Below are 24,198 nucleotides of genomic sequence, written 5' to 3'. Positions count from 1 at the left end.
GCCGGCGAGGGGCCGTGGGACGACCACGGTAGCGGCGCAAATCGCTCTGGTTGCGCCGCTACCATTGCAGAGCTGCGCGCCCGTGCACATCTCCACAACCTGCGGAGGGTCACATGCGTCTGATCGGCAACCTTAATTCTCCCTACGTCCGACGGGTTGCGATCTCGCTGCGGCTCATGGGGCTTCCGTTCGAGCATGAGGCCGTCTCGGTCTTCCGGCAGTTTGACGCGTTCGCCGCGATCAACCCCGTGGTCAAGGCCCCCACCTTCGTCACTGACGAAGGGGTGAATGATGGACTCAGGCCTGATCCTCGAACATGCCGAACGTCTCGCCACCGCGGACCGCCGCCTGACCGAAGACGGAGGCGCCCGCCGCGCAGGCCGAGGGCGTCACCCGCGCTTCAAGATCGGCGCGCTCGACGCGCCGGAGCGGCGGTTTCGCTCTTCGGCGAGCAGGCGGAGGCCGCAAGCAGCGCCACAATGGCCGCGGTGATCTTGAGAACGGTCATGGCTCGGCGGCTCCGGCGACGCTTGCGGTGAGATAGGTTCTCGCCGTCCCCCGCGCCAGGGCGGCCGCCGCCCCCTCAGTTGAACAGCCGCCAGCCGTCGGCGTCGTTGCGGGTCCAGCCGCTGGAGGCCCACGTGCCGCCGTCGACGCTGAGGGTCACGCCGGTGACGTAGCCGGCCATCGCCGAGGCGAGGAACACCGCCGCGCCGGCGCAATCGTCGAGATTGCCGGCGCGACCGAGCGGGATGTAGCGGGCCTGGGCGGCGCGGCCTTCCGGGCTGACGATGCCGGGGGCGAAGCGCGCCATGGTCTCGGTCGGCACCAGGTCCGGCGCGATCGCGTTGACCCGGATGGCGTGCTCGCCGAGCTCCAGCGCCAGGGTGCGGGTGAAGTTGAGCATGCCGGCCTTGCAAGCGGCATAGACGGAATAGGTCGGCGCGGCGCGCAGGCCCTCGATGCTGGCGATGTTGATGATCGACCCGCCGGCGCCGCGGGCGATCATCGCCTTGGCCGCCGCCTGGGTGATCGCCACCAGCCCCTTGAGGTTGAGGTCGATCTGCCGGTCGATCTGGCGGTCGGTCATGTCGACCAGCTTGATCGGCCGGGTGCCGCCGGCGTTGTTGACCAGGATGTCGACCGCGCCCAGGCCTTCGAGCGCGGTGGCGACGGCGCCGCGCGCGGCGTCGCGGTCCATTACGTCGGCGACGATCACCAGCGCCTGTCGCCCTTTCTCGCGCACCAGCGCGGCGACCCGTTCGGCGGCCTCGCCGTCGATGTCGACGATCGCCACGTCGGCGCCGAACTCGGCGAGCCCCAGGGCGATGCCGCGGCCGATGCCGCCGCCGCCGCCGGTCACCAGGGCGACCTGGCCGGTGAGCAGGATGGCGTCGCGACTGAGGCTGGTGCGCGACAGGTCTTGGTCCATGGCGGCCTCCGGGTCTGTTCGCGGGATAATGCTATCCGCGTAATGCAATATTGCTGGCCCAGGTGGCCTGTGCAATCGTCGGCGTCCGGCGCGGAGGTTCGACATGGCTGATCAGTGGCGGCTGGCGTTCATGTTCGACGCCGCCGGCGGCGACCACGCGGGGCTGGAAGCGGCGCTCGTGCGCCAGGCGGACGCCATCCGCCGTGTGGCTGGGGCGGCGGATATCCGTCTCGGCGTCGCCGATCGGCACCCGGACCTCACCTCGGCCACCCAGACCGACTACGCCGTCGACCAGTGGCGCACCGTCGACGCCGCGGTGGAGATCACGGTCGGCGCCGCCCGGGCGGCGGATCTGCCGGCGCTGGCCGCGGCGCTGAGCGAGATTCTCGCGCCGCTCGCCGCGTCGGGCTCGGTGGAGGTGATGAGCGGGCCGATGTTCTCCATGGTTCCGGTGCGCGACGGCGGCGTCTTCCTGTCGCTCGCCTTCAAGCGCGATCCGGCGATCAGCTCGGCGCAGTTCCGCAGCTGGTGGCATGACCGGCATTCCGGCGTGGCCATTCCGGTGCTCGGGCCGGGCCTGCTGGCCTACGACCAGGTGCACTGCGACGCCGCGGCGACCGGGGCCGTGGCCCGCGGCTTCGGCGCCGCGCCGGTCGCCTACGACGCCTACGACAACCTCACCTGGGCCGACCGGCAGGGCTATCTGGCCTCGATCAGCGACCCGGCGGGCATGGCGCGGATCTTCGCCGACGAGATCGGCAACATCGACGACGGCACCCGCCGCCACGCCCTGATGCGCCGGATCGGCTAGCCGGGCGCGGGCGCCGTGTAGACCTCGGTCTCCAGCGCCGCGCGCAGTTCGTTCTGCGGATCCAGCCAGAGTTGCCCCATGCCGAGCGCGATCAGCCGCCGCCGCGGGTCGGCGAACCAGGCGGTGCTGTAGGCGCCGGGCCAGCCGTAGCTGCCAGGGGCTCGGCGATCTGCGGCCGCGCCGATCGCGACGGCCAGGCCCAGGCCGAAGCCCTGGCCGTGCAGATAGTCGGTCGTCGGGCTGAGCGGCCGGACCTGTTCAGGCGTCAGCTGGTTGGTGGTCAGCAGCGCGACCGAGGCCTCGCTCAGGATGCGCCGATCGCCAAACACGCCGCGGTCCAGCAGCATCCGCGCGAACCGCAGATAGTCGTCCGCCGTCGAGACCAGGCCGCCGCCCGCGGCGGGGAAGACCGGGGGCCGCGACCAGAAGCCGGAGGCCGGGTCGTCGTGCACGAGAAGTTCGCCCGTCGGGCTGCGCTGATAGCCGACCGCCAGGCGGTGGCGCTGTTCCGGCGTGACCCAGAACCCGGTGTCCGCCATGCCGAGCGGCTTGAAGATCTGGCTCTGCAGCAGGTCGGGTAGGGGGCGGCCGCTCGCCCGGGCGATCAGCACGCCGAGCAGGTCGGTCGCGACGCTGTAATACCAGCCGCGGCCGGGCTGCTGGATCAGCGGCAGCGCGCAGATCCGCGCGACGAAGGCGTCGGGCGCGCAACTGATCAACGGCCGCTGCTCGGCCGCCTGGGCGACGGCGCGGGTGACCGGGGCGTCCAGCCCGGCGGTCCAGGCGAAGCCAGCGGTATGGGTCATCAGGTCGAACAGCGTCGGTGGCCGCTCCAGCGGCGTGGTGTCGTCGAGTTCGGCGATCGGATGGCGCAGCACGCGGAGCGTCGCGGCTTCGGGCAGCCAGCGCGCGATCGGCGCGTCGAGTGCGAGCTGGCCGGCTTCGACCAACTGCAGCGCCGCGGCGCTGACCACCGGCTTGGTCATGGAGGCGATGCGAAAGAGAGTGTCCCGCGTCAGTGGCGTGCGCGCGGCCAGGTCGCGCCAGCCGGCCGCCTGGACGTGCACGACCTCGCCGTCTTGCCAGACCAGGGTCGAGACGCCGGCGAACCGGCCCTGGTCGACCAGTCCCTGCATCCGCCGCTGCAGCGGCGCGAAATTCCGGTGGGTCGGGTCAGCGTTCATGATCGGAATCCAACAGTCATTGCGGCAGGCTCGGCGTTGACCCCGGTCGGGAAATCATCAGACTTCCGGTCCCATCGCCCGACTGCGGACCTTGATGACCGGCAAAGAGATTTCGGGCGGAAGCCTTGAGCCGCCCGGCGCGGCGGGCGAGGTCGCGCCGGAGACCACGCGCCTGCTGGCCGCCGCGGCCGAGATCGCCGCCCTGTCGCCGGCGGAGGCGGACCGCCCCACGGCCCAGGCGGAGATCGCGACGTTCACGCGGCGCTACCGCGAATGGATCCTGCGCGAACGCGGGATGGCCGACGCGCCGGAGCGCTGGGCCGAACTTGGCCGCCTGCTGCTGCATTCGATGGTCGGCGCAGCGACCCTCAACGAAGCCGTGCAGATCATCGCCCGCTTCGCCCACACCCTCTACGGCGACCGGCTGCACGCCGAGCTGCAGGACGAGGGCGGCGCGACGGCGAGGCTGGTCTTCCAGGAGCCGCTGCGCGCCGGGGCCGAGGGGCTGATCAGCGCGATCTGGCCGCTGACCTTCACCCTCTGTCAGCTGGAGTTCCTGGTCGGCGGCCCGCTGCAGGGGGTGACCGGCCGGGTGCGCCATGCGCCCTGCCTGCCCGATGACGTCGCCGAACTGCTGTTCTCGCCGCCGCTGGCCTACCGCTCGGCGGAGACTGCGCTGGTGATTCCGAAGCGCGAGCTCAGCCGCGCGGTGGTCGCCCGCGCCGCCGAGATCCCGCAGTTCTTCGGTCAGGTGATGCGCGCGACCTTGGCGCTGGGCCGGCCGCAGACCGACACCCGCTCGGTGGTCGCGCATCTGCTGCGCAATGACCGGCTGCGCGACGCCACAACGGCGGCGGACCTGCCGCAGGTGGCGGCCCGGCTCGGCTGCAGTCCCGCGACGCTGCGGCGGCGGCTGACTGCGGAGGGCGCGAGCTTTCGCGCCCTCAAGGACGAGGTGTTCGACGCCCTGGCCAAGGGCTGGCTGAGCGAACCGCAGCTCACCATCGAGCAGATCGCCGAGCGGCTCGGCTACAGCGACAGCTTCGCCTTCCGCCGGGCCTTCCGGCGGCGCAACGGCGAGGCGCCGTTGGCCTACCGGCGCAGGGTCCTGGCGGACATCTCCTAGGCCGCGGCGCACGCCAGCTCGACCAGCGCCGGCCGCTCCACGAAGTGGTCCCAGTCCGGCGCCGCGAGCTGCGCCTGCAGTTCCGACAGGGTGGAGGGGTCGAGCGACGGGGTCCCGGTCTTGTCGAGATACCAGCTCTGGCAGCCGCCCGAGCCCCAGACCGACTGCCGCGCCCGCTCACGCACCTCCTCCAGCCAGGCGACCGCCGCCTCCTGCCGGGGAACTAGCTGCACCTTGCGCTCGGCGATGCGCTCGATGAGCTGCATTAGATAGTCCGCCTGGGCCTCGACGATGCCGACCACCGACGCGCTGCCGCCCGGCGAGTAGGGACCGTTGATGAAGAAGAAATTCGGCATCTGCGGCGCGGCGATCGCCCGATAGGTGAGCGGCACCTCGCGCCAGACCTCGTCGAGCGTCACGCCGCGCTCGCCGGTGACCTTGATCGGCCGCAGATAGGCGTGGGCGTCGAAGCCGGTGGCGAACACCAGCACGTCCAGTTCGTGCAGCTGACCGTCCCGGGTCACCACCCCGCGCGGTTCGATGCGCTCGACGCCCTCGACGACGACGTCGACCGACGGCTTCTGGACCGCGTCGTAGAAGGTCCCCGACATCACCAGCCGCTTGCAGCCGACCTCGTAGTCGGGGGTCAGCTTGGCCCGCAGCACGGGATCGCGCACCCGGGCCAGGGCGTCGAAGCATTGCTGGTCGCGGGCCGCGCGCGCGGTCCGGTCGCCGGTCGCCGCCTTGCCGCGCGCCTCGGTCTGGCTGCGCAGCGTGTAATAGTAGTTGCGCGCGTAGCGGGGCGAGAGGCGGAAGGCGAGCCGCTTCCACAAGGGCACCGGCGTGTCGGCGACCGGGAACACCCACTGGGCGGTGCGCTGGAACAGCTTCAGCTGACCGACCTCGTCGGCCAGCGCCGCGACGATCTGGGTGGCGGTCGAGCCGGTGCCGATCAGGCCGAGCCGCCGGTCCTTCAGCGGAACCGTCTCGTCCCACTGCGCAGTGTGGAACTTCGGGCCGGCGAAGCTCTCCGCGCCGGGGATGTCCGGCAGCATCGGGTGGTGCAGCCGCCCGGTCGCCGCCACCACGATGTCGGCCTGGTAGACGCCGCCGTCGCGCGTGGTCACCCGCCAGCCCGCGCCGTCGAACTCCGCTGCCTCGACTTCCTTGCCGTACTGGATGTAGGGCAGCACGCCGTAGCGGCGGGCCACGCGGCGATAGTAGTTCCAGATGTCCGGCCCCTTGGCGTAGCGCGAGCGCCAGGCCGGATTGGGCGCGAACGAATAGACGTAGAGGTGGGCGGCGACGTCGCAGGCCGCGCCCGGATAGCGGTTGTCGCGCCAGGTCCCGCCGAGCGTCTCGGCCTTCTCCAGGATCACGAAGTCGCGCCAGCCGCGCGCCAGCAGCTTGATCCCCATCAGGATGCCGGAGATGCCGGAGCCGATGATCACGACCCGCGGGCCGGCGTCCCCGCCCTTCGGCGGCGGCTGTCGTTCGCCCTTCATCGATCCTCCTGCTACGTGCGTCAGCAGGGTGGGCGCGCCGGGGGTTCGCAGCCAGAACCGGCGCGACGCCTGACCGATACAAATTCACTCATCAGACGTCGGCGCGATCTGAACCACGAAAAACACGAAAGACACGAAAGCGCCGGCGCTGAGAGCAAACGGCCGGCGCGGTCGCGGACCTGAAAGACCGGCCTTCGTGTCTTTCGTGGTTCCTAGGGCGGCGGCCGTAGGGCCGCTCGGGGAACGCAATACGCCACGCGCAGTCAGTTAGCCTGCGGACCAAATGCCTATTCACATGTGCAATACGCGTCACTATGGTCGCCGATACACCGGCGCGCGACCGAGCCGCATGGCTCGCGGCGACGCCTGGATCGGGGAGGGGTGTCTTGGCGCAGTTGCGGCGTGAGCGCGGGGGGCGGCGGCCGTGACGGCGGTCCCGACCACCCGGCTGGACATCATGGCGGCCGAGACCGCCGCCGATCCGTGGCCGTTGCTGCGCGAGCTGCAGGCGCAGGGGCCGGTCGTCTGGCACGAGGTCTACAAGCGCTGGCTGGTGACCACCGACCGCGAGGTCCGCGCCGTGGTCAGCGACTTCCAGCGGTTCACGCTGGAGGGGACGAGCTCGGCGGCGCTGTTCGGCGACGACGCCTTCATCTCCATCGACGACCGCAAGCGCCACGACGCGCTGCGGCTGGTCTGGGCCGAGGCCTTCCGCCTGCAGGGGCTGGAGGCGATCCGCGCGGACGTCGAGACGATCGCGGCCGGACTGCTCGATCCGGCGGCGCAGCGCCTGCGCGACGGCGAGCCGGTCGAGGTCGTCGGCGCGCTCTGCCGGCCGCTGCCGACGCTGGTGATCGCCCGGATGATGGGCGTGCCGCAGGACATGCTGCCCGACGTGATCCGTTGGAGCGACGAGATGGCCGGCGGCGGGCCGGCCTATCTGGCCGATGCGGCCGCGCGCGCTGCGGTCGCCCGGCGCGAGGCGGCGAAGGCCGACCTGGCGACCTACCTTGGCGAACTGCTGAAGGCCCGACGCGCCGCGCCGGCCGACGACCTGGTCAGCACGCTGGCGGCCTCCGAGGCCGCCAGCGACCTGCCGGACGACCAGCTGGTGCAGAACCTGCGCCAGCTGCTGTTCGCCGGCAACGAGACCACCGCCAAGTGGCTGGCCCACCTGTTCGTCACCTATGCGGAGGATGGGGGCGTCCGACGCGAGATCGCCGCCGACCGATCGCTGATCCGGGCGGCCAACGACGAGGTGATGCGCTGGCAGGGCGTCGTCGGCACCCTTGTGCGGCGGGTACGCGGCGGCCCGGTCGAGCTGGCCGGGATCGAGCTGGCCGACGGCGACGAGGTGACCTGCGTGCTCGCCGCCGCCAACCGCGATCCGCAGAGGTTCGCCGATCCCGACCGGTTCGACATCCACCGTCCGCCGCAGCCGAACCTCGGATTCGGCGTCGGCCTACATTTCTGCCTGGGCATCAACCTGGCGAAGCTGGAGGCGGAGATCGCCGTCGGCGGCCTGCTCGACCGGGTTCCCGGCTTCCGGGTAGCGGGGCCCTACACCTACAGCTCGCTGCCGCTGCGCGGGCCGCAGCCGGTGAGCCTGGTGGTCGCCTGACATGGCCTTCCAGCTGAAGCTCAGGGATCCGGCGCCGCCGGTCAGCGTCGAGGCTTGGCGCCGCCTGGCGCGGCGCCGGCTGCCGGACCTGGCCTGGGCCTATGTCGACGGCGGGGCGGACGACCACGTCACCTTGCGCGAGAACATCAGCGCGTTCGAGCGCTACCGGCTGCGCCAGCGGTGCCTGACCGGCGTCTCGACGCCGAAGCTGGCGACGACCATGGCGGCGGCCGCGGTGTCGCTGCCGGTCGCGCTGGCGCCGACCGGGGCCGCGGGCCTCAGCCACTGGACTGGCGACCTCGCCGCGACCCGGGCGGCGGAGCGGGCCGGGACCCGCGCCTGCCTCAGCACCGCGGCCTGCTACACCCTCGAGGAGGTGGCCGAGGCCACCGACGAGAACCACTGGTTCCAGCTCTACCCGTTCGGCAACCGCCAGATGGTCGGGGCGCTGATGGCCCGCGCGCGGGCGGCCGGCTACACGGCGATGTTCGTCACCGTCGACGTGCCGGTGGTCGGCAACCGCGAAGGCGAGCGGACCGCCGGCATGACCCGGCCCTGGACGCTGACGCCCGGCCGGGTGCTGAACATGCTGAGCCGGCCGGCCTGGCTGCACGACGTGATCCGCCGCAAGCGGATCGCCGCGGTCCACTACCTGGAGCGCGGCGCCGCCGCCCCGTCGCCCGGCGTGGTGCAGGGGATCCGCCGGGCGATCCAGGGCGGCGCCGATGACGCCGTCGCCTCGGCCGAGGCCCAGGCCCGCTACATGCAGGGCGACCTCTCCTGGGATGATCTGGCCTGGATGCGCGAGCAGTGGCAGGGCCCGCTCTACGTCAAGGGCGTGCTCGATCCCGACGACGCGGCGCGCGCGGTCGACCAGATCGGCGTCGACGGCGTGGTGGTCTCCAACCACGGGGCCCGCCAGCTGGACCGGACGCTGGCCAGCGTCGACGCCCTGCCGGCGATCGTCGCGCGGGTCGGCGACCGCGCCGAGGTCTATCTGGACGGCGGCGTGCGACGCGGCACGGACGTGATCACCGCGCTCTGCCTCGGCGCGCGCGGCGTCTTCATCGGCCGACCGTACCTCTACGGCCTGGCCGGCGGCGGCGAGGCCGGGGTCGGCGCCGTCCTGGAGATCTTCCGCGCCGAGATGGAGCGCGACCTGGTGCTGATGGGCTGCCCGAGCGTGCAGGCGCTCGATCGCAGCTGGCTGGCCGGCCGTCGCGACGACGGGCCGGCGGCGCCTTGCGCGGCGCATTCGATGGAAAGAGGTACTGCATGCCCCGCTGGCTGAAGCGACCGGAAGGCTCGAACTGGGGCGCGTTCGGCGACGAGGATCAGGTCGGCCGGATGAACCTGGTCACGCCGGAGCGGCGGCGCCGGGCGCTGGCGGAGGCGAAGGAGGGGCAATGCTTCTTCCTCGGCCTGCCGCTCGACTATCCGCAGGGCAAGATCTTCGCCGGCCGCAATCCGCCCAGGCTCGAGCCCACCCACGGCAGCGACGGGCGCGTGATGTACGACTGGACCTTCGCCGACGGCGGCTCGGACGTCATCAACGACGACCGGGTGGTGTTGGACCTGCAGTACTCGTCGCAGTGGGACGGCCTGAGCCACTATGGCTGCTGCTTCGACGCCGACAGCGACGGCGTCGCCGAGCACGTCTTCTACAACGGCTTCCGCTCCGACCGTGACTTCGTCCAGCCGGGCGAGGGGGTCGCGCCGCGGGCGCTGGCGCTTGGCATCGAGAACCTCGCCCGCACCTGCGTCCAGGGGCGCGGCGTGCTGGTCGATGTACGCCACGCGGGCGCGGGCCCGCATGCGCTGGTCGGCTACGAGGCGCTGATGAGGGCGATCGAGGCCCAGGGCGCTGAGGTGGAGGAGGGCGATTTCCTCTGCATCTACACCGGTTACGGCGATCTCCTGATGCGCGACGGCGAGCATGTCGACCGCGCCGCCCTGGCCGCCTGCCCGGGCCTCGACGGGACCGACCGGCGGCTGCTCGACTGGATCGACCGCTCCGGGCTGGCGGCGATCTGCGCCGACAATCCGATGGTCGAAAAGATGGAAGGCGTCGAGCGCTGCGTCGGGACCGCGCGCCTGCCGCTGCACGAGCACTGCCTAGTCAAGCTCGGCATTCATCTCGGCGAGTTCTGGTGGTTCGGCGCCATCGCGCCCTGGCTCGCCGCCCATCGCCGGGCGCACTTCCTGCTGACCGCGCCGCCGCTCAACCTGCCGGGCGCGGTGGGCTCGCCGGCGACCCCGGTCGGCACGGTCTGAGCCGGCCGCCGACGCGCGCCTAGCCGTCGGCGAGCGCAGCGGCGTCGGCGGCGCAGTCCGCATTGCCTGGCGCCGTCGTCCGCCGAAGCGCGTCGAGTTCGAGGCGCGCGGCCGCAAGGTCCGACTGAAACTCGGGGTTCGCGTGCAGCATCGCGACGGTCTCGGACGCGACCACGCGCCCTTCTTCGACATCGCTTAGCCAGTGCACGTTGCAGACGACCCGGCTCTGCCCGAACGCCCGCGCCCGCGACAGGACCGCGTCGGCGCGGTCGGGCGCCAGTTCGGCGAGGATCAGGCCCCAGCCCCAGCCGATCGCGCTGTGACCGGAGGGGTAGGATCCGTTGTGACGCAGGTGCGGGGCGTGGTCCGGGGTGCAGATCGGCGCGCCGTTCACCATGAACGGCCGCGGCCGCATGTACTTGGTCTTGGCGCCGTCGCTGGCGCGTCCCAGATCGCCGGTGCTCCGGGCGAGCAGCCGCATCAGGCGCGGAGCCTCGACCGAGCTGAGCTGCACGCCCAGCGCGCAGGAAAAGGCCTCGGCGCCCTTGGGCAGGCGCAGGTCGGCGTCGCGCGTAGCGATGTCCCATCGCGGGCCGTCCTTCAGTGCGAGCGCACGCTTCGACATCGCCTCGTCGCGCGCCTGAGCGGTCGACGCCGGGAGCGGCGCAGCCGGCACGAGGAGCACGCTGTCCGGACGCTGCTCCGCCTTGAGGTATCCGGCGGCGAGCCCCGTCACGGGCGGGGGGGCCGCTCGCTCAGGGGCCGCCGAGGCGCCGTGCAGCGCGGTCGCGGAAAGTAGCGTGGTCAGCGCAAGCGGGCGCAATCCGGCCTTCAGACGGCTCATATGTCTCTCCTGTGGGGGCGGACGCCAGGCGCCGGGCGAGGGCCATCCTCGCCCGGCGGGGCGCGCGGTTATCGCGAGCCGAAGGCGTAGCGGACGTTCAGCCCGACCTGCCGCGGCGGCGTGTAGCGCACGTTGTAGTAGCCGGTCGGCCCGAAGTAGTTGCCCAGACCGCCCTGCGACTGCACCTGCAGCGACTCCTGCGAAATCACCTGGCTGGTCTTGGTGACGTTCTTCGCGAACACCGCCACCTCCCAGCCGCCGCCCGCGTCACGGACGCCGGCGTAGAGGTTGAGCAGGCCGTAGGCGTCGATCGTGAAGGTCTCGTTGTCGCGCGGATTGTCCGGATAGTAGGTGAACAGGCCGCGGACATAGCCGTCGACGCGGTCGGAGATCGGGAACAGGTACTCCGACTGCAAGCTGAGGTTCCACTTCGGCGACTGCGACACCGAGCGGTTCGAGCGGCACAGGGCGATGCGTTCGCCAGCCGCCTGGAAGCCCGCCACGGTGGGCACGATCGCGTCGGGGACGCCGTCGAAGTTGCCGTCGTTGCAGGGGATGAAGTCGTTGTCGATCTTGCCGTCCGCGTAGCTGACGGCGCCGTTGATCCGCCAGCGCGAGGTCGCCTGGAACGAGGCGTCCAGATCGACGCCCTTCACCTTGGCGTCGGCGTTGCTGGTGAACTGGAAGGTCGAGACGGACGGGGCCGTAAAGCCGTTGTCCGATAGGTAGTAGGTCGGCAGCCCGCGGTAGATCAGCCCGTTGAACTTCTGCCGATAGAGGGCAAGGTTCACCTGGCCGCGGCGGTCGAGGAAGTTCGCCTTCAGCCCGATCTCGTAGGACTTCGACTTCTCGGGATCGAGCTCCATCAGGTCGCGCAGCACCGGATCGCCCGGGCCGCCGTCGCTGCCGGTCCCGCCGTTGGTGATGCCGACAACTGCCGGGCCGTCCCGCCACGAGGTGCCGAGGTTGGCGTAGGCCATCAGGTCGTTGCTGAAGCGGTGCGAGAGCTGCAGGTTGTAGATGAAGGGCGTACGCTTGCCGTTCTCCACCTGAGCGGCGCCCAGCGGCCCGGCGGCGACCGACGTGTCGCAGAACCCGGGGTGGAAGGTGCTCGGGGTCTGGTTGGCGGCGCAGCCGCCGGCGCCGGCCGCGGACAGGCTGAAGCCGCCGGCGCCGCGCAGGAACTGGGTGGTGTTGTCCTTCTTCGCCTCGATGTAGCGGCCGCCGCCGGTCAGCTCGGTGCGCTCGTCGAGGTGGGCGGTGACGCTGGCGAAGAACGAGGTCTCCTTCAGCCCGCGATCGCGGGTAATGATGGTGTGCGAACTGTAGCGCTCGTTGGCCGGCGCAAAGGCGTTCGGCGCGCCGAGCGGCGAGCCGAAGGCGCCGCGACCGAACGACGGACCGCGGTCGTTCCACACCGCCCCGGAGGTCTTCGAGTAGAAGACGCCCGCGACGTAGTCGAAGATCTCCGCGATCCGCTGGTCGGAGGCGATCCTGAGCTCGTGCGTCCAGTAGGTGCTTTCGGTGTCGTTCAGGACGTCGAAGTCATAGCCCAGGATCTGATTGCCCTCGTCGCCGGGCGCGCTGCTGGTGCGGACGCTCTTCGAATAGCTGCCGACGTAGGTCAGCCGCTGGTCCGCGATCCGCCAGTCGACCTCGGCGGTGACGAGATCCTGCTCTTCCGCGGTCCGACGGGCGAAGTCGGTGACGCCGAGCCGGTCGCCCGGCGCGATGGCGGGGCCGTTGTAGCCAGGGGCCAGGATGGCGGGCTGGGCGTAGCCGCTGTTCCGGAACGTGCCGCCCGGCGAGCCCAGGCCGGTGACCGGGTTGAAGCTTCGCAGTCGCTTGTCGCCATGCTGGTAGACGACGGTGGCCGACAGGTCGTCGGTCGGCTGGAAGCGCACGCTGCCGCGGACCGCCCAGGTCTTCTGGTGAGGATCGGAGTCATTGTTGATGCTCTCGACCTCGTCGTAGTCGTTCTGATCGATGATCGCGGCCAGCCGCACCGCCAGGACGTCCTTGACGATCGGCACATTGACCGCGCCGTGCAGGTTGACGTCCGCGTCGGTGGCCAGCGTCGCATTGGCGTAGCCGCCGTACTCATCCAGGTCTGGTGCGCGCGTCGTCACCGAGATCGCGCCGGACGGCGCCGCGCGGCCGCGCAGCGTGCCCTGCGGGCCGCGCAGCACTTCGATCTGGCCGATGTCGAACAGCGACTGGAAGACGAAGCTGGAGCTGACCGGCGCGTCGTTGATCGAGAACTCGACGGTCGGCGAGGCCGAGGTTTCGCTCGCATAGGTCACCCCGCGGATCGAAGCGGTGTTGCTGACCCCGCTGCTGCCGCTGGAGAGCGTCAAGCCCGGCACCAGCGCCTGGATATCCTCGAAGCGCTGGATGTTCAGGTTCTGCAGCGCGTCGCCGGTGACGACGTCGACCGTCTGCGGCACGTCCTGCAGGTTTTCCACGCGACGCCGGGCGGTGACGATGATCTCGCCGAGGGTCGGCGCCGGCTCCGCCTCGACGACGTCGGCGGCGGCCTCGGCGGGGTCCACGGACCCTCAGCCGGCGGGGCGCTCCAGTTCGCCCGCGTGAGCAGGAAGGTCCCGCTGGCGGTGGACTGCACCTGCAGGCCGGTGCCGGCGACCAGCCGCCGCAGCGCGTGGTCGGGCGCAAAGACGCCTTCGACCCGTTGCGCCCGTTGGCCGCGCGCCAGGTCGGGCGCGAACAGAAGCTGCTGCTTGGTCTGCCGGGAAAACTCGGCCAGCGCGTCGCCGAGGTTCTGGGCCGGGATGGAGACGCGCACGTCGGCCGCCCGCGCCACAGCCGGCAGCATCGTCGAACAAATGCTTGCAGTCGTCAGTAGAAGCGCTGCGCGCGCTCGCAATCCATGCGTGACCCGCATGTTTCCCCCCTCTATGCCGGGCTCGTTGTGAGCTCCCGGTCTGTCAGACGCAGGAAGGGGCGAAGGCCGAACCTGAACAGTGAGCAATTTTCTTCAAAACGTTGGGCGCGGGGCGCTTCAACCGCCCGCTGAGCTTTTCACGACGATCCGTTCGCCGGATTCGTCGGCCACGACGACCGGGAATGAGCGTTTCAGGGCGTCGACCAGGGCGGCGGTCTCGCCGATGCGGAAGGCGCCGCTGACCCGCAGCTGCCCGGCGGCGGCGTCGGCGATGACGAGCTTGCGTTCGCTGTAGCGGTTCATCTCCGCGGCGGCGTCCGCCAGCCTGGCGTCCTGGAAGATCAGCATGCCGTCGCGCCAGGCGGCAAGCAGGTCGACGCGACTGGCGTTCTGCACCGAGACGCTGTCGCCGCGGGCGGTCAGCACGTCGTCCGGCTGCAGCCGGACCTCGTCGTGCGCGCCGCGCTGGTCGCGGCCAACCGAGACCTTGCCCTCCAGCAGCGCGACCTGCAGCGCACGCTCGTCCAGGCGCACGTCGAACTCCGTGCCGTGGGCGACGATCGCCCGGTCGCCGGCGACGACGACGAACGGCCGCGTCGGCGCCTTCGCCACCTGGAAGAAGGCCTGGCCGGATTCCAGCACCAGGCGTCGCTCCGCGGCGGTATAGGCGTTGCGCAGTCGGCTGGCGGTGTTGAGCCGAACCGTCGAGCCGTCGCTCAGCCGGATGGTCATCTGCTCGCCGACGCCGGTGCTGTAGAGGGTCTGATGCGCCGCCCGCGGGAGCGGAGAAAGGCTCCGAGCGGCGTCCGATTGCAGCGCCAGCCAGCCTGCGCCGCCGACCATCACCGCCGCCAGGCCGGCGGCGATCGCCGCCCGCCGATTGGCCCGCGGCTTCGACAGGGTGGCGCGGGCGAGGGCCTGGTGGCGCAGCGCCAGGATCGCGGGCGCGTCCGCCGCCTCGCGGGCCAGCGCGAGCGTCGCCAACACCGCTTCGTAGGCGGAAGCGTTCGCCGGCGCGGCGTCCTTCCAGGCCTCGAATGCGGCGATGATCGGTTCGCCGGCGCCATCCGCGGTGACACGCTCATGCCAGGCGGCGGCTTCGGCGAGCAACTCCTGCGACGGCGAGCGCCCAGTCACGGCATCAGACATGTCGGTTGCTCCGCATAGCCGCGGTGACCGCGGCCATGCCCTTGGCGTAGTGCTTCTCCACGGCCCGCTGCGAGATCCCGAGCACAGCGGCGATATCTATCGTCTTCATCTCCTCGAACACCCGAAAGACGAACACATCGCGGGTCCGCGCCGGCAGGCCGGCGACCGCCGCGCGAAGCCGTTCGACGTCCTGCTTGCCAGCCAAGACGCGCTCCGGCGAGAAATCCGAAGCGCCATGCACCGCGTCGTCGAACTCTTCATGTGCGCGGCGCAGCCGAGAGATCTCGCGGCGCGCCTGGTCGCGCAGCGCCGATGAGGCGGTTTGGAAGACGTAGTGCTCGGGATGCCGGATGGCCGAGATGTCGCTCAGCTTGGACAGCCGCAGGAACACGTCCTGCACCATGTCCGGCACGTCGGCTTTGTTGGCGACCCGTCGCTGAAAGAAGTGGGTCAGAGCGGTCGAGTAGCGGCGCGCGACGGCCTCCAGCGACGGGGCCGGTTCGGGCGCGGGCGCAGCGTCGTCCTGCGCGATCTGATTCTTGCCCGCCACAGCCCTTTTCCCCCGAGCCAACGCGGCGCAGGAGGGCTGAAAAATTTTGAAATTTCAAGGGTTCGGAAATTCGCTGACGCTGCGTCTTTAATAGGTTTGGACCCCGGCTCCGGCGGGCGCCTGACCTGGACGAGGCCGGCGGGGCCATGGGGTCAAACGGCGGCGCTTGCCGGTCGAAAGGCCGTGCCCCTATCAGGCATCCCCCTCATTGTTCGGCGCGCGCGCCCTTAGCATTCTAGGTGCGGAGGGTCGCCGGCCCGGCCCGGCCGGCCCAGCGATCAGCCCGGCGGTCCGCGTCCCGAATTCCCTGCCGAACGCGACCGCGCTGCAGCGCCGGCTCCAATAACTCCCGGGCGCGTGGCCGATAGAGGAGTGAAATGAGATGCCGAAGTGGTTTGAGCCAATAAAGGCGACGTTTATCGCCGGCGTCATCTTCATGATCCCGCTGTTCATTGTCGGCTTTGTGCTGACCAAGCTGCTGGCGCTCTTCGGCGGCTTTGTGAATCCCGTCGCCGAATGGACCGGGCTGACGTCGTTCGGCGGCGTCACCGCGGTGACCAGCCTGACCGTGCTGTCGGTGGTCCTGGCCGCCTACTTCGGCGGGCTGTTTTCGCAGACCGAGGCCGGGCAGAGCTTCCTGAAGTGGATCGAGAGCGGCGTGATCTCGCTGATCCCGGCCTTCCACGTTCTCGAAGGCCTGGCCAAGAGCGTCGAGGGCGACGACTGCGACGTGCTGGTGGTGCTGGTGCCGACCGACGCCGGCTGGCAGATCGGCCTGGTGTTCGAGCCGCCGCAGGACGACTGGTACGCCGTCTATCTCCCCGGCTCGCCGCAGTGGACCTCGGGGTCGATGTCCTACGCCCACGCCCGGGATGTGAAGGTCCTCGACATCCCGATGACCAGCATCGTCATGATCCTGTCCCGCCGCGGCCCGGGCTCAGGGCCGATCTTCGATTACCTGGCGAAGGCGGAGGCGAGCGCCGACAAGCCGGTCGCGGTGTCGAGCGGCGCGGCCTAGGACGCCGGTGGGCCGTCAATCCTTGTACTCGCTGCGCGCGGCGAAGACCTCGCGACCGAGATCGATGAACGCCACGCCGAGGAACACCAGGGAGATTGTGAACAACAAGGGCAGGCCACGCTGCTCGATAACGCCGAACAGCGCATAGGCGAAGGACGCGATAATCAAAGTCGCCGCCATGGCTGCGCTAAGCAGGGCAAGCAGAGTTGCGCGGTTCACAAATCGCGCCCGACGGGTCAGGATCTTCCGTCGCTTTACGAGGATGGGATCTTCCTCGGTCGCGGGAATTGCATTCCTTTGGTCAATGATCCGATTGAACTTCAAGTTCAGGACCGAGAGGAAGCTCGCCACCGCGCCGAGCAGGAAGGCCGGGGCGACAGATTCTTGAATGACGTCAGCGTAGACCAAGGCCGCACCTCAAGAAGACACTTCGGATCGCCACGCGCTTCCGGCATCTCGGCGTCTGCGGCCGAGGTTCGGGCCTCTGTTATGCCGTCACTGAGGCCGGCGCGGCCACTTAAATAAGGCGCCTGGCTTGTGCGCGCGACCAAGCGGAGCGCCGGCGGCAAGACCCGTGGCATGCCGCGCCTGGTGCAACTGGCTGTTGCAAGGGCGGCTGGCGCCCTCGACGATCGCGGGAGGGATTCGTCGCTCCGAACTTGAGGCGATTCGATGATGTCTGCGCCGGGGGGCGGTTGATGAGCGAGCATGACGATCACCTTGAGGTCTTCAAGGAACGCTTTGGCCTGACCTACCAGGTCGATTTCCTGCGGCTGATCGATCAGGTCTGCCCGCTCGCCGGCAAGAAGGTCTTGGAGATCGGCGGCAGCAATCTTCCCCGGGAGCTGCTGTTCGACGGCGTCAAGGCGTCGCAATGGATCTGCGTCGACGACGTCACGACCTACCATGAGCACGACGTCCGCGAGGTTAACCCTCTTCTAAAAGATCACTATTCCGCCACCAGGACATTCAGGCATAGCGACGACGCCGCGGCGATCCTTGCCGAGGATCACGCGATCATCGACGGCGATGCCGCGGACCTGAACCTTACGGATCACTTCGATGTGGTGATCTCGATCGCGGCGTTCGAGCACGTCCACAAGTTCGCGCCGATGCTCGATCGCATCTACGATTCACTCAACGTCGGCGGGCAGTTGCTGTCGCTCTTTCAGCCGATATGGTCGTGCGTGAATGGGCATCATATCGTCGGTATAAGCGACGCGGCCGGAAACAAGATCGACTTCACGTCCAACCTGATGCCGCACTGGGGGCATCTTCTCTATACGCCGCCGCAAATGTACAAATATCTCTGCGAGCGGACCGACGCCAAGTGCGCGGCGGATATCGTCTACGAGGTCTACAATTCCACGCAGGTGAACCGGCTGTTCTTCGAGGACTACGTCGACTACGTCGAGAACTCGAAATTCCGGGCCAAGGTGGTGACGCCGCTCGGGCAGCGCGAGGTGCCGGAAGCGACGGCGCAGGCGCTGCGGGCCGCGCACCCGGGCCGGACCTGTTTCGACGCCAACACCGTCTTCATTCACGCGATCAAATAGCGCCTGCCGGGCTGCTCTAGCCGGCGGCCCGGAGCTCGGCCCGGGGCGCGCCGCGCGACAGGCCGCGGGCCCCGGCGACGGTCAGGGCGCCGATCCGCGCGTGCCGGTCGGCGGTGATCCGCTCCGACAGGCCGGAGACGCCGATCGAGGCGATCGGCTGCCCGTCGCTGTCAAAGATCGGCGCGGCGAGGATGGTCGAGCCCTGCATCACCTCGTCGGCGCTGAGGCCGTAGCCGCGCGCCCGCGTCGCCGCGAACTCGGCGGCGTCGGCCGGATCCGGCGTCTCGGCGCCGAGCATGGCCTTCAGCCGCTCCGGGGTCAGGAACGGCAGCACCGCGCGGGCCGTGGCGCTGCCGCGCACCGGGATCACCTCGCTGACCCGCAGCGGGGCGCGCAGCGCGTTCGGGCTCTCGGCGACGTCGATCACCACGAACCGGCCGATGTCCGGAATGGCCAGGAAGACGGTCTCGCTGAACTCGTCGCGCAGCGCCTCGAGCGTGCGCCGCGCTCGCTGGCGCAGATCGTTGGCGCTCTGCGGCAGGTGGGCGATGGTGAAGATGTGCGCGCTCAGCTCCCAGCGCACCGGCTGCTCCGGCGCCATGCGGATCCAGCCGGCGTCGGCCAGGGTCATCACCGCGCGCTGCACGGCGCTCTTGTCGTCCTGCAGCAGCCGGGCCAGCGCGCTCACCCCGATCGGCTGATGCGTGGCGATCAGCTCGACGATGGAAAGCACGCGCGAGGCGCTCTGGCTCCGCTTGACGGCCATGCTCAAATCCCCACTATGAGGTCACTTTTAAACCTCATCGTGTTTCTATGTGACACGATAGAGAAACACAAGCGCCTTGGCGGACGCCGCCGGGCGCAGAAGAACGGGAGCGGAGGACATGGGTTCGATCACGGTGCGGCCGCTGGATGACAGCCTCTCCTTCGGCGCGCGCATCTCCGGCGTGACCGAGGACATGCTGCAGGACCAGGCGGTGCGCGAACAGCTCAACGCGGTCTTCGAGGACCGCGGAATGATCATCTTCGAGGACGTCGAGCCGTCCGGCCAGATGCATGTGGCGCTGAGCAACGTCTTCGGGCCGCTGAAGGACCACCCGGTCAAGACCGTCGAGCGCGTCGACCAGGACGCCATGCCCGGCGTGATCGACATGAAGCACAATCAGGCCGACCCGATCCTGGTCGAGATCGAGGGCGTGACGCTGGCGCAGTGGCTGCCCTGGCACTTCGACCATTGCTACAACAACGAGCTGAACCGGGCCGGCGTGCTGCGGGCGATCGACATTCCGCCGGAGGGCGGGCTGACCGGCTTCTGCGACGGCGTCCAGCTTTATCGCGACTTCTCGCCGGAGCTGCTGAAGCAGATCGAGGACCGCGAGATCGTCTACACGCTGAACGTGGTCTACGACGAATGGAAGTTCGGCAAGCCGGCGACCTTCAAGTCGATCCACAGCCGCGCCGACGCGATCGAGATGAACCAGTACGCCAAGACCTTGCCGCGGGCCGTGCACCCGGCGGTGTGGACCCGGCAGGACGGACGCAAGGTGATGCACACCTCGCCGTGGATGGCCGAAGGGATCTCCGGCCAGGAGACGCCGGACGGCGACCAGTTGCTGGAGGCGGTCTGCCAGGAGGTCTTCGCCAAGGCCCAGGCGCAGGCCTACTTCCACCAGTGGAAGACCACCGACATGCTGATCTGGGACAACTGGCGGATGCTGCACTGCGTGAGCGGAGCCGACCCGCGCTACAACCGCCGCATGCAGCGCACGACCATCAAGGGCGACTACGGCCTGGGCCGGTTCGAAGAGGGCGCCCGCGGCGACGCCTTGCTCGAGCACACCATGGTCTGAACGGAGCAGCTGGGCGGCCCACTTGAGACCGTCCAGCGCTCCCCTCCCGAGCGCGCTTGAGGCGCGGCCTAAGTCCGGCGTCCGGCCGTCAATTCAGGTAGCGGCCGCCGTTCACACTGAGCGTGTGTCCGGTGATGTAATCGGCGTCGTCGGATGCGAGGAAAGCGACGGCGGCGGCGATGTTCTCGGGGCGGCCGGGGCGCTTCATCGGGGTGCGCGGAGCGAACCCTGCAACATCGACCGGCGACTCCTGGAGGCCCTCGGTGGCGACGAACCCAGGGGGCACGGTGTTCACCGTGATGCCGGCGTCGGCGAACTCCATGGCGAGCGACTTGGTGAAACCGATCACCCCGGCTTTTGTGGCGGCGTAGTGGGTCTGATGCGCCGAGCCGGTCTGGGCCGACGAGGACGAGATGTTGATGATGCGCCCCCAGCGGGCCTCAAGCATGTCCGGGATCACCGCCTGGCAGCACAGGAACGGTCCCTTCAGGTTGACCGCCATGAGGTCGTCCCAGACCTGTTCGGTGATGTCCTGGAACTTCATGAAGGGCGAGAGGGCCGCGTTGTTGACGAGGACGGCGATCTTCCCGAGGCCCGCGTGGGTCTCGGCGACCGCGCGGGCGATCTCGTCCGCCTTCGCCGAATTGCACTGAACGGCGATCACCTGGCCGCCGGCGGCCGCGATCAGCGCGGCAGTCTCGCGCACGCCTTCGCCGTTCAGGTCCCAGGCCGAAACCGCCGCGCCTTCCCTGGCGAGGCGCAGGGCGATCGCCCGCCCAAGGCCGCGCGCCGCGCCGGTCACGACGGCGGTTTTACCGGCAAGCGTCATCCGAGGTCCATCCACGTGCTCGCTCTGTGCTGTGGGTTCGCGACGATCGCTCACCAGCGCCCGCCGCCTTCGGTGGTGAGCGGCCGCGCGTAGGACAGATCGGTGTGGTCGCGACCGCCCCTCAGGTAGCCGGAACCTGGAAGCGGGGCGCCGCTGGGCAGGGTGGCCTTCCCCTCGATCGCGACCTCGACCGTCGCGCGCCGCAAGACGATGCGCCATTCGCCGTCCCGCTTCTCGAGCCGATCGATGTAGCGGCCCGCGAGAATGCGACCCGTCTCGGCGCCTTTATCCAGGAAGACGCCGAGGCTGTAGCTCTCGGCATGAGCGACGTCCCCGTCGACCTCGCAGCTGTGCATGGTGACGTTATGCAGGGTCGCATCGAACAGGGCGGCATGGGCGTGGTTGGCGTGTTCGCCATACTCCCGGCCGGAGATCTGCTTCTGCCCGAGTTCATGGACGCCGTCGACGTGATAGCTGCTCGTCACCAGCTCGACGTCGAACCGGTCGTTGCCGCGCGAATTGCGCTTGATGCAGTCGAAGATGGCCTGTCGATCGGCCGCATCCCGCATCTGGGCTTCAAGTGCGGCCAGCCGCTCTTCGGTGTTCATGTGGGGTCTCCTGTGAGCGTGGTCAGCCGGCGAACAGTGGTTCTGGGCGTCCGCGGGCGCCCAAACCCTCGATCACGAACAGCCAGCCCGCCTGCTCGTCGGCGCCGCCATGCTGGCCCTGGGCCGCCTGGACGACGTCGTGCGCGATGGTCGTGACGTAGAGCTGATCGAGGTGCGGCCCGCCGAAGGCGACGCTGGACGGCAGCTTGACGGGCATGTCGATCACCCGCTCGAGCTGGCCGTCAGGCCGGTAGGCGGCGACCTTGCCGGCGCGGAACACCGCCACCCAGTAGAGCCCGTCCTCGTCCACCGTGGCCCCGTCCGGCAGCCCGCCCAGTTCCTCGGTGCTGACGAAGGTGCGTCGGTTGCTGACCGCGCCTGTCGCCACGTCGTAGTCGTAGGCGTAGGCCGTGTTGATCCAGCTGTCCGAGAAATAGAGGGTCGCGCCGTCGGGCGACCAGCAGGGACCGTTCGAGAAATGGATCCCGGTGTCGAGCCTTGTCAGGCTCAGGTCCGGATCGAGGCGAAACAGTCCGCCGTCGGGCTGCGGCTCAGCGAAGTTGGCCGTGCAGGCGCCGATCAGGAACCGCCCGCGCCCGTCGACCTTGCCGTCGTTGAACACGTGCGGCGGCGGATCCGGCAGCGGATGGACCAGCTCGAGCGCGCCGGTGTCCAGGTCCAGCAGATGGATGCCGCTGCGCAAGGTCACGACCGCGCCGCCGCCTTGCCGGAGCACAAGCGTGGTGATCACCGCCGGCATGTCGAGCGTGCGCGACGTCCCGCTCGCCGGGTCGTAGGTGTGGACCTTCTGGCCGGTGTTATCGATGTAGTGCAGCGCCTGCCTGGCGGAATCCCAGATCGGGTTCTCGCCGCCGGCGCAGCGCGGCGCGTCCAGCTTGGTTATTCTCACGCGTCGTCCTCCCGTCGGATGTCGTGGCGCTGCGGTCAGACCGGGGCGAAGTGCACCGTCGGCTTGGCGCCCGTCGTGTAAGGCCGCACGATCTGGCGGAACGCCTCGTGCGCCGGCTCGGGCCGAGAGGCGAGATGGGCCTCGACCGAGTCCCACGCCGCCAGGAACATGACCGAGTTGACGTCCTCGACCCCGCGGAGGGCTTTGAAGGAGAGGCAGCCGGTGAACTGAGCCGTCAGCGGAATGGCCTTCGACTTCAGAACATCCAGGAACTCCTCCATCTTGCCCTCTTGGATGAAGACTTCCGCGCGCTCCAGAACCATCAATATCTCCCGGGGGCGGCGCTCTGCCGCCCGTTCAGTGCTGAGACCACGTCTGCGCGCGGCAGGTCAGTAGGCGGCGAGGGCGCCCTTGGTCGCGCTTGTCCGATCGCCTCGATCCCCTTCAGCGTGGTGCGATGCATCACCCGACCGGCGGTGTCGCTGTAGGGATAGGATCTGTGGAGCAGGCCGGGATTGTTGAAGATGACGAGGTCGCCGTCGCTCCACCTGTGCCGGTAGCAGAACCGGTCCTGCGTGCACCACGCGAGCAATTCGTTGAGCAGGGCGTCGCTCTCTTCGTCGCTCATGCCGACGACGTCGTTGGCGGTCGAGCCGATCAGCAGCGACGACCTGCCGTTCCACTGAGTCCACACCAGCGGATGCTCAAGACGGGGGAAGATCGCGTCCCAGCGGGCGAAGTCCTCGTCAGTCGGCGTATCGTACAGGCGCCGCAGACTGGCGGAGAGGCAGTGCCCCACGCGCAGGGGCTTTAGGCTCGCCTTCCGGTCTTCCGGCAACGCGTCCCACGCCGCGTGCAGGCTGGCGAATCCGGTGTCTCCGCCCTCGCGGGGCGCGTGCTGACACTTGAGCAGCGTCGCCTTCACCGGGACGGCGTAGGACATCCCGTCCATGTGCCAGAAGTCGTTGCCGAGGATGAACTCGCGCTGGGTCTTGTCGTCCTTATCGAGCGCGATCCGGAAGATGCCCTTGCTGCTGGCGTCAGAACCGTCCGCGGTGACCGTGTTCTCGTGCTTCTCCCCCATCGCCGCCGTGAGCTGCAGGAAGACGTCGTCGCTCATGTCGAGCTGGCGGAAGACCAGCACATTGTACCGGTTCAGCGCGTCGAGGAGTTCACCGGGCGCGCCGCCCTGGAGGGCGTCTTCGGGCGACAATCGCACGTAGGCGCCCAGCGCCGGCGTGATGGGTTGAAGATCGAGCGCCACGCCGGGCCCCTCTCGTTGCCGCCTTACTAAGCATGTGTTTAGTAGTGGGCGGGCTTGCCGTCAACATGCTGCTGCGGCAGGCAGCGAGCGGCGTGGCCGGGATGTGAGCTGGGAGAGCGACCGTTGACGACTGAGATCAGGAAGCGGGTCCGCAGAGATCCCGACACCACGCGCACGCTGATCCTCGACACGACCGAGCGCCTGATGATCGAGGAGGGCTACGCCGCGGTCAGTTCGCGTCGCGTGGCGCAGGAGCTCGGCCTGAACGCGGCGACCGTGCACTACTATTACCCGACGACCGACGACGTCTTCATCGCCCTCCACCGGCGCATGACGGATCGCCACCTGGAAGCGCTCGGCACGGTGTTGCGGTCGGAGAACCCGCTGGAGGGGTTCTGGAGGTTTCAGTCGGGCGGGGCGCAGACCGCCCTCGGCGTCGAATTCCTGGCGCTGTCCAATCACCGCAAGTCGATCCGCGACGTGCTGGCGGGCTCCACAGACGATGCGAGGGAGGCGCAGAGCGAGCGCCTGGAACATGCGTTGGGCCAGCACGCCGGTGACCCCGCCATTCTGCCGCCCGTCGCGCTGGCGACGATCCTGGTGGCGATCGGCCGACTGCTGGCGAACGAGGAGCGCGTGGGCATCACGCGGGGGCACGCTGAAGTGCGGACGTTCGTTGACTGGGCCCTGAAGAAGCTCGCTGCGCCGGCTCACGGCGAAAATCACCCCCCGGCGGGCTGAACCTCGGCCTCGCTCGGCAAAACC

At 69.6% G+C, this 24,198-nt stretch carries 24 protein-coding genes; 10 read left to right on the top strand and 14 right to left on the bottom strand.

The window, feature by feature from the left end; all coding sequences use genetic code 11:
- Positions 1-113 precede the first annotated feature (113 nt).
- Positions 114-539, top strand: a complete 426-nt coding sequence (locus tag ACSQ14_RS19395; RefSeq protein ID WP_436015879.1) for a glutathione S-transferase N-terminal domain-containing protein — start codon at positions 114-116, stop codon at positions 537-539.
- Positions 540-583: 44 nt separating this feature from the next.
- On the opposite strand, the gene ACSQ14_RS19390 is transcribed toward ACSQ14_RS19395, so the two are convergent.
- The gene (locus tag ACSQ14_RS19390; RefSeq protein WP_436015878.1) at positions 584-1,432 is read right to left on the bottom strand and encodes an SDR family NAD(P)-dependent oxidoreductase; all 849 of its coding nucleotides are present in this window, start codon (positions 1,430-1,432) and stop codon (positions 584-586) included.
- Between the two features lie 103 nt (positions 1,433-1,535).
- Here ACSQ14_RS19390 and ACSQ14_RS19385 point away from each other — a divergent pair, with 103 nt between their 5' ends.
- A complete protein-coding gene (locus ACSQ14_RS19385) occupies positions 1,536-2,243 on the top strand; it encodes an EthD domain-containing protein (RefSeq protein ID WP_436015877.1) in 708 nt (235 codons plus the stop codon).
- Here ACSQ14_RS19385 and ACSQ14_RS19380 read toward each other — a convergent pair.
- On the bottom strand, positions 2,240-3,427 hold the full coding sequence (locus ACSQ14_RS19380) for a serine hydrolase domain-containing protein (RefSeq protein ID WP_436015876.1): 1,188 nt from the start codon (positions 3,425-3,427) through the stop codon (positions 2,240-2,242). The genes ACSQ14_RS19385 and ACSQ14_RS19380 overlap by 4 nt on opposite strands.
- Positions 3,428-3,521: 94 nt before the next feature.
- Between ACSQ14_RS19380 and ACSQ14_RS19375 the strand changes: the two genes are divergently transcribed.
- Positions 3,522-4,553 carry a helix-turn-helix domain-containing protein gene (locus ACSQ14_RS19375; protein ID WP_436015875.1) on the top strand — a complete coding sequence of 344 codons (1,032 nt, stop codon included), beginning with the start codon at positions 3,522-3,524 and terminating at the stop codon, positions 4,551-4,553.
- On the opposite strand, the gene ACSQ14_RS19370 is transcribed toward ACSQ14_RS19375, so the two are convergent.
- Complete coding sequence (locus ACSQ14_RS19370; protein WP_436015874.1) at positions 4,550-6,058, bottom strand: flavin-containing monooxygenase; 1,509 nt, start codon at positions 6,056-6,058, stop codon at positions 4,550-4,552. The genes ACSQ14_RS19375 and ACSQ14_RS19370 overlap by 4 nt on opposite strands.
- Positions 6,059-6,482: 424 nt before the next feature.
- Between ACSQ14_RS19370 and ACSQ14_RS19365 the strand changes: the two genes are divergently transcribed.
- Genes ACSQ14_RS19365 through ACSQ14_RS19355 form a run of 3 tightly spaced genes read left to right on the top strand, consistent with a single transcriptional unit; the run spans position 6,483 to position 9,953 of the window.
- Positions 6,483-7,679, top strand: coding sequence for a cytochrome P450 (locus ACSQ14_RS19365; RefSeq protein WP_436015873.1), 1,197 nt, complete (start codon positions 6,483-6,485; stop codon positions 7,677-7,679).
- A gap of 1 nt (position 7,680) precedes the next feature.
- Entirely contained in the window at positions 7,681-8,970 is a 1,290-nt protein-coding gene (locus tag ACSQ14_RS19360; RefSeq protein WP_436015872.1) for an alpha-hydroxy acid oxidase, read from the top strand.
- A complete protein-coding gene (locus tag ACSQ14_RS19355; RefSeq protein ID WP_436015871.1) occupies positions 8,955-9,953 on the top strand; it encodes a cyclase family protein in 999 nt (332 codons plus the stop codon). The genes ACSQ14_RS19360 and ACSQ14_RS19355 overlap by 16 nt, the downstream gene beginning before the upstream one ends.
- Before the next feature lie 19 nt (positions 9,954-9,972).
- On the opposite strand, the gene ACSQ14_RS19350 is transcribed toward ACSQ14_RS19355, so the two are convergent.
- From ACSQ14_RS19350 to ACSQ14_RS19335, 4 genes are all read right to left on the bottom strand, one after another.
- Positions 9,973-10,797 (bottom strand): acid phosphatase, encoded by an 825-nt coding sequence (locus tag ACSQ14_RS19350; RefSeq protein WP_436015870.1) that lies wholly within the window; start codon positions 10,795-10,797, stop codon positions 9,973-9,975.
- A 68-nt stretch (positions 10,798-10,865) separates the two neighbouring features.
- Complete coding sequence (locus ACSQ14_RS19345; protein WP_436015869.1) at positions 10,866-13,349, bottom strand: TonB-dependent receptor; 2,484 nt, start codon at positions 13,347-13,349, stop codon at positions 10,866-10,868.
- Positions 13,350-13,816: 467 nt separating this feature from the next.
- Positions 13,817-14,848, bottom strand: a complete 1,032-nt coding sequence (locus ACSQ14_RS19340) for a FecR family protein (protein WP_436015868.1) — start codon at positions 14,846-14,848, stop codon at positions 13,817-13,819.
- The gene (locus ACSQ14_RS19335) at positions 14,841-15,398 is read right to left on the bottom strand and encodes an RNA polymerase sigma factor (RefSeq protein ID WP_436015867.1); all 558 of its coding nucleotides are present in this window, start codon (positions 15,396-15,398) and stop codon (positions 14,841-14,843) included. Before ACSQ14_RS19335 ends, ACSQ14_RS19340 begins: the two co-directional genes overlap by 8 nt.
- Positions 15,399-15,780: 382 nt before the next feature.
- Here ACSQ14_RS19335 and ACSQ14_RS19330 point away from each other — a divergent pair, with 382 nt between their 5' ends.
- Positions 15,781-16,416 (top strand): hypothetical protein, encoded by a 636-nt coding sequence (locus tag ACSQ14_RS19330; RefSeq protein WP_436015866.1) that lies wholly within the window; start codon positions 15,781-15,783, stop codon positions 16,414-16,416.
- A 15-nt stretch (positions 16,417-16,431) separates the two neighbouring features.
- Here the strand turns inward: ACSQ14_RS19330 and ACSQ14_RS19325 are convergent, their stop codons facing one another.
- The gene (locus ACSQ14_RS19325) at positions 16,432-16,824 is read right to left on the bottom strand and encodes a DUF2721 domain-containing protein (RefSeq protein ID WP_436015865.1); all 393 of its coding nucleotides are present in this window, start codon (positions 16,822-16,824) and stop codon (positions 16,432-16,434) included.
- A gap of 290 nt (positions 16,825-17,114) precedes the next feature.
- Between ACSQ14_RS19325 and ACSQ14_RS19320 the strand changes: the two genes are divergently transcribed.
- Positions 17,115-17,972 carry a class I SAM-dependent methyltransferase gene (locus tag ACSQ14_RS19320; RefSeq protein ID WP_436015864.1) on the top strand — a complete coding sequence of 286 codons (858 nt, stop codon included), beginning with the start codon at positions 17,115-17,117 and terminating at the stop codon, positions 17,970-17,972.
- Between the two features lie 16 nt (positions 17,973-17,988).
- Here the strand turns inward: ACSQ14_RS19320 and ACSQ14_RS19315 are convergent, their stop codons facing one another.
- A complete protein-coding gene (locus tag ACSQ14_RS19315; protein ID WP_436015863.1) occupies positions 17,989-18,738 on the bottom strand; it encodes an IclR family transcriptional regulator in 750 nt (249 codons plus the stop codon).
- Between the two features lie 118 nt (positions 18,739-18,856).
- On the opposite strand from ACSQ14_RS19315, the gene ACSQ14_RS19310 reads away from it, so the two are divergent.
- A complete protein-coding gene (locus ACSQ14_RS19310; RefSeq protein WP_436015862.1) occupies positions 18,857-19,822 on the top strand; it encodes a TauD/TfdA dioxygenase family protein in 966 nt (321 codons plus the stop codon).
- Positions 19,823-19,910: 88 nt separating this feature from the next.
- On the opposite strand, the gene ACSQ14_RS19305 is transcribed toward ACSQ14_RS19310, so the two are convergent.
- Genes ACSQ14_RS19305 through ACSQ14_RS19285 form a run of 5 tightly spaced genes read right to left on the bottom strand, consistent with a single transcriptional unit; the run spans position 19,911 to position 23,433 of the window.
- Entirely contained in the window at positions 19,911-20,651 is a 741-nt protein-coding gene (locus ACSQ14_RS19305) for an SDR family NAD(P)-dependent oxidoreductase (RefSeq protein WP_436015861.1), read from the bottom strand.
- 50 nt (positions 20,652-20,701) lie between these two features.
- Positions 20,702-21,259, bottom strand: a complete 558-nt coding sequence (locus ACSQ14_RS19300; protein WP_436015860.1) for a nuclear transport factor 2 family protein — start codon at positions 21,257-21,259, stop codon at positions 20,702-20,704.
- Between the two features lie 22 nt (positions 21,260-21,281).
- On the bottom strand, positions 21,282-22,169 hold the full coding sequence (locus tag ACSQ14_RS19295) for an SMP-30/gluconolactonase/LRE family protein (protein WP_436015859.1): 888 nt from the start codon (positions 22,167-22,169) through the stop codon (positions 21,282-21,284).
- A 35-nt stretch (positions 22,170-22,204) separates the two neighbouring features.
- Positions 22,205-22,492, bottom strand: coding sequence for a putative quinol monooxygenase (locus ACSQ14_RS19290; RefSeq protein WP_436015858.1), 288 nt, complete (start codon positions 22,490-22,492; stop codon positions 22,205-22,207).
- Complete coding sequence (locus ACSQ14_RS19285; RefSeq protein ID WP_436015857.1) at positions 22,492-23,433, bottom strand: TauD/TfdA dioxygenase family protein; 942 nt, start codon at positions 23,431-23,433, stop codon at positions 22,492-22,494. Before ACSQ14_RS19285 ends, ACSQ14_RS19290 begins: the two co-directional genes overlap by 1 nt.
- 123 nt (positions 23,434-23,556) lie before the next feature.
- On the opposite strand from ACSQ14_RS19285, the gene ACSQ14_RS19280 reads away from it, so the two are divergent.
- Complete coding sequence (locus ACSQ14_RS19280) at positions 23,557-24,174, top strand: TetR/AcrR family transcriptional regulator (protein WP_436015856.1); 618 nt, start codon at positions 23,557-23,559, stop codon at positions 24,172-24,174.
- The last annotated feature ends 24 nt before the right edge of the window (positions 24,175-24,198 follow it).

Source organism: Phenylobacterium sp. LjRoot219, from assembly GCF_964252995.1.
In the GTDB taxonomy this organism is placed as follows: Bacteria; Pseudomonadota; Alphaproteobacteria; order Caulobacterales; family Caulobacteraceae; genus Phenylobacterium.
The sequence above is the reverse complement of the archived record's forward strand: the minus strand, read 5'-3'. Positions and strand labels throughout refer to the sequence as shown.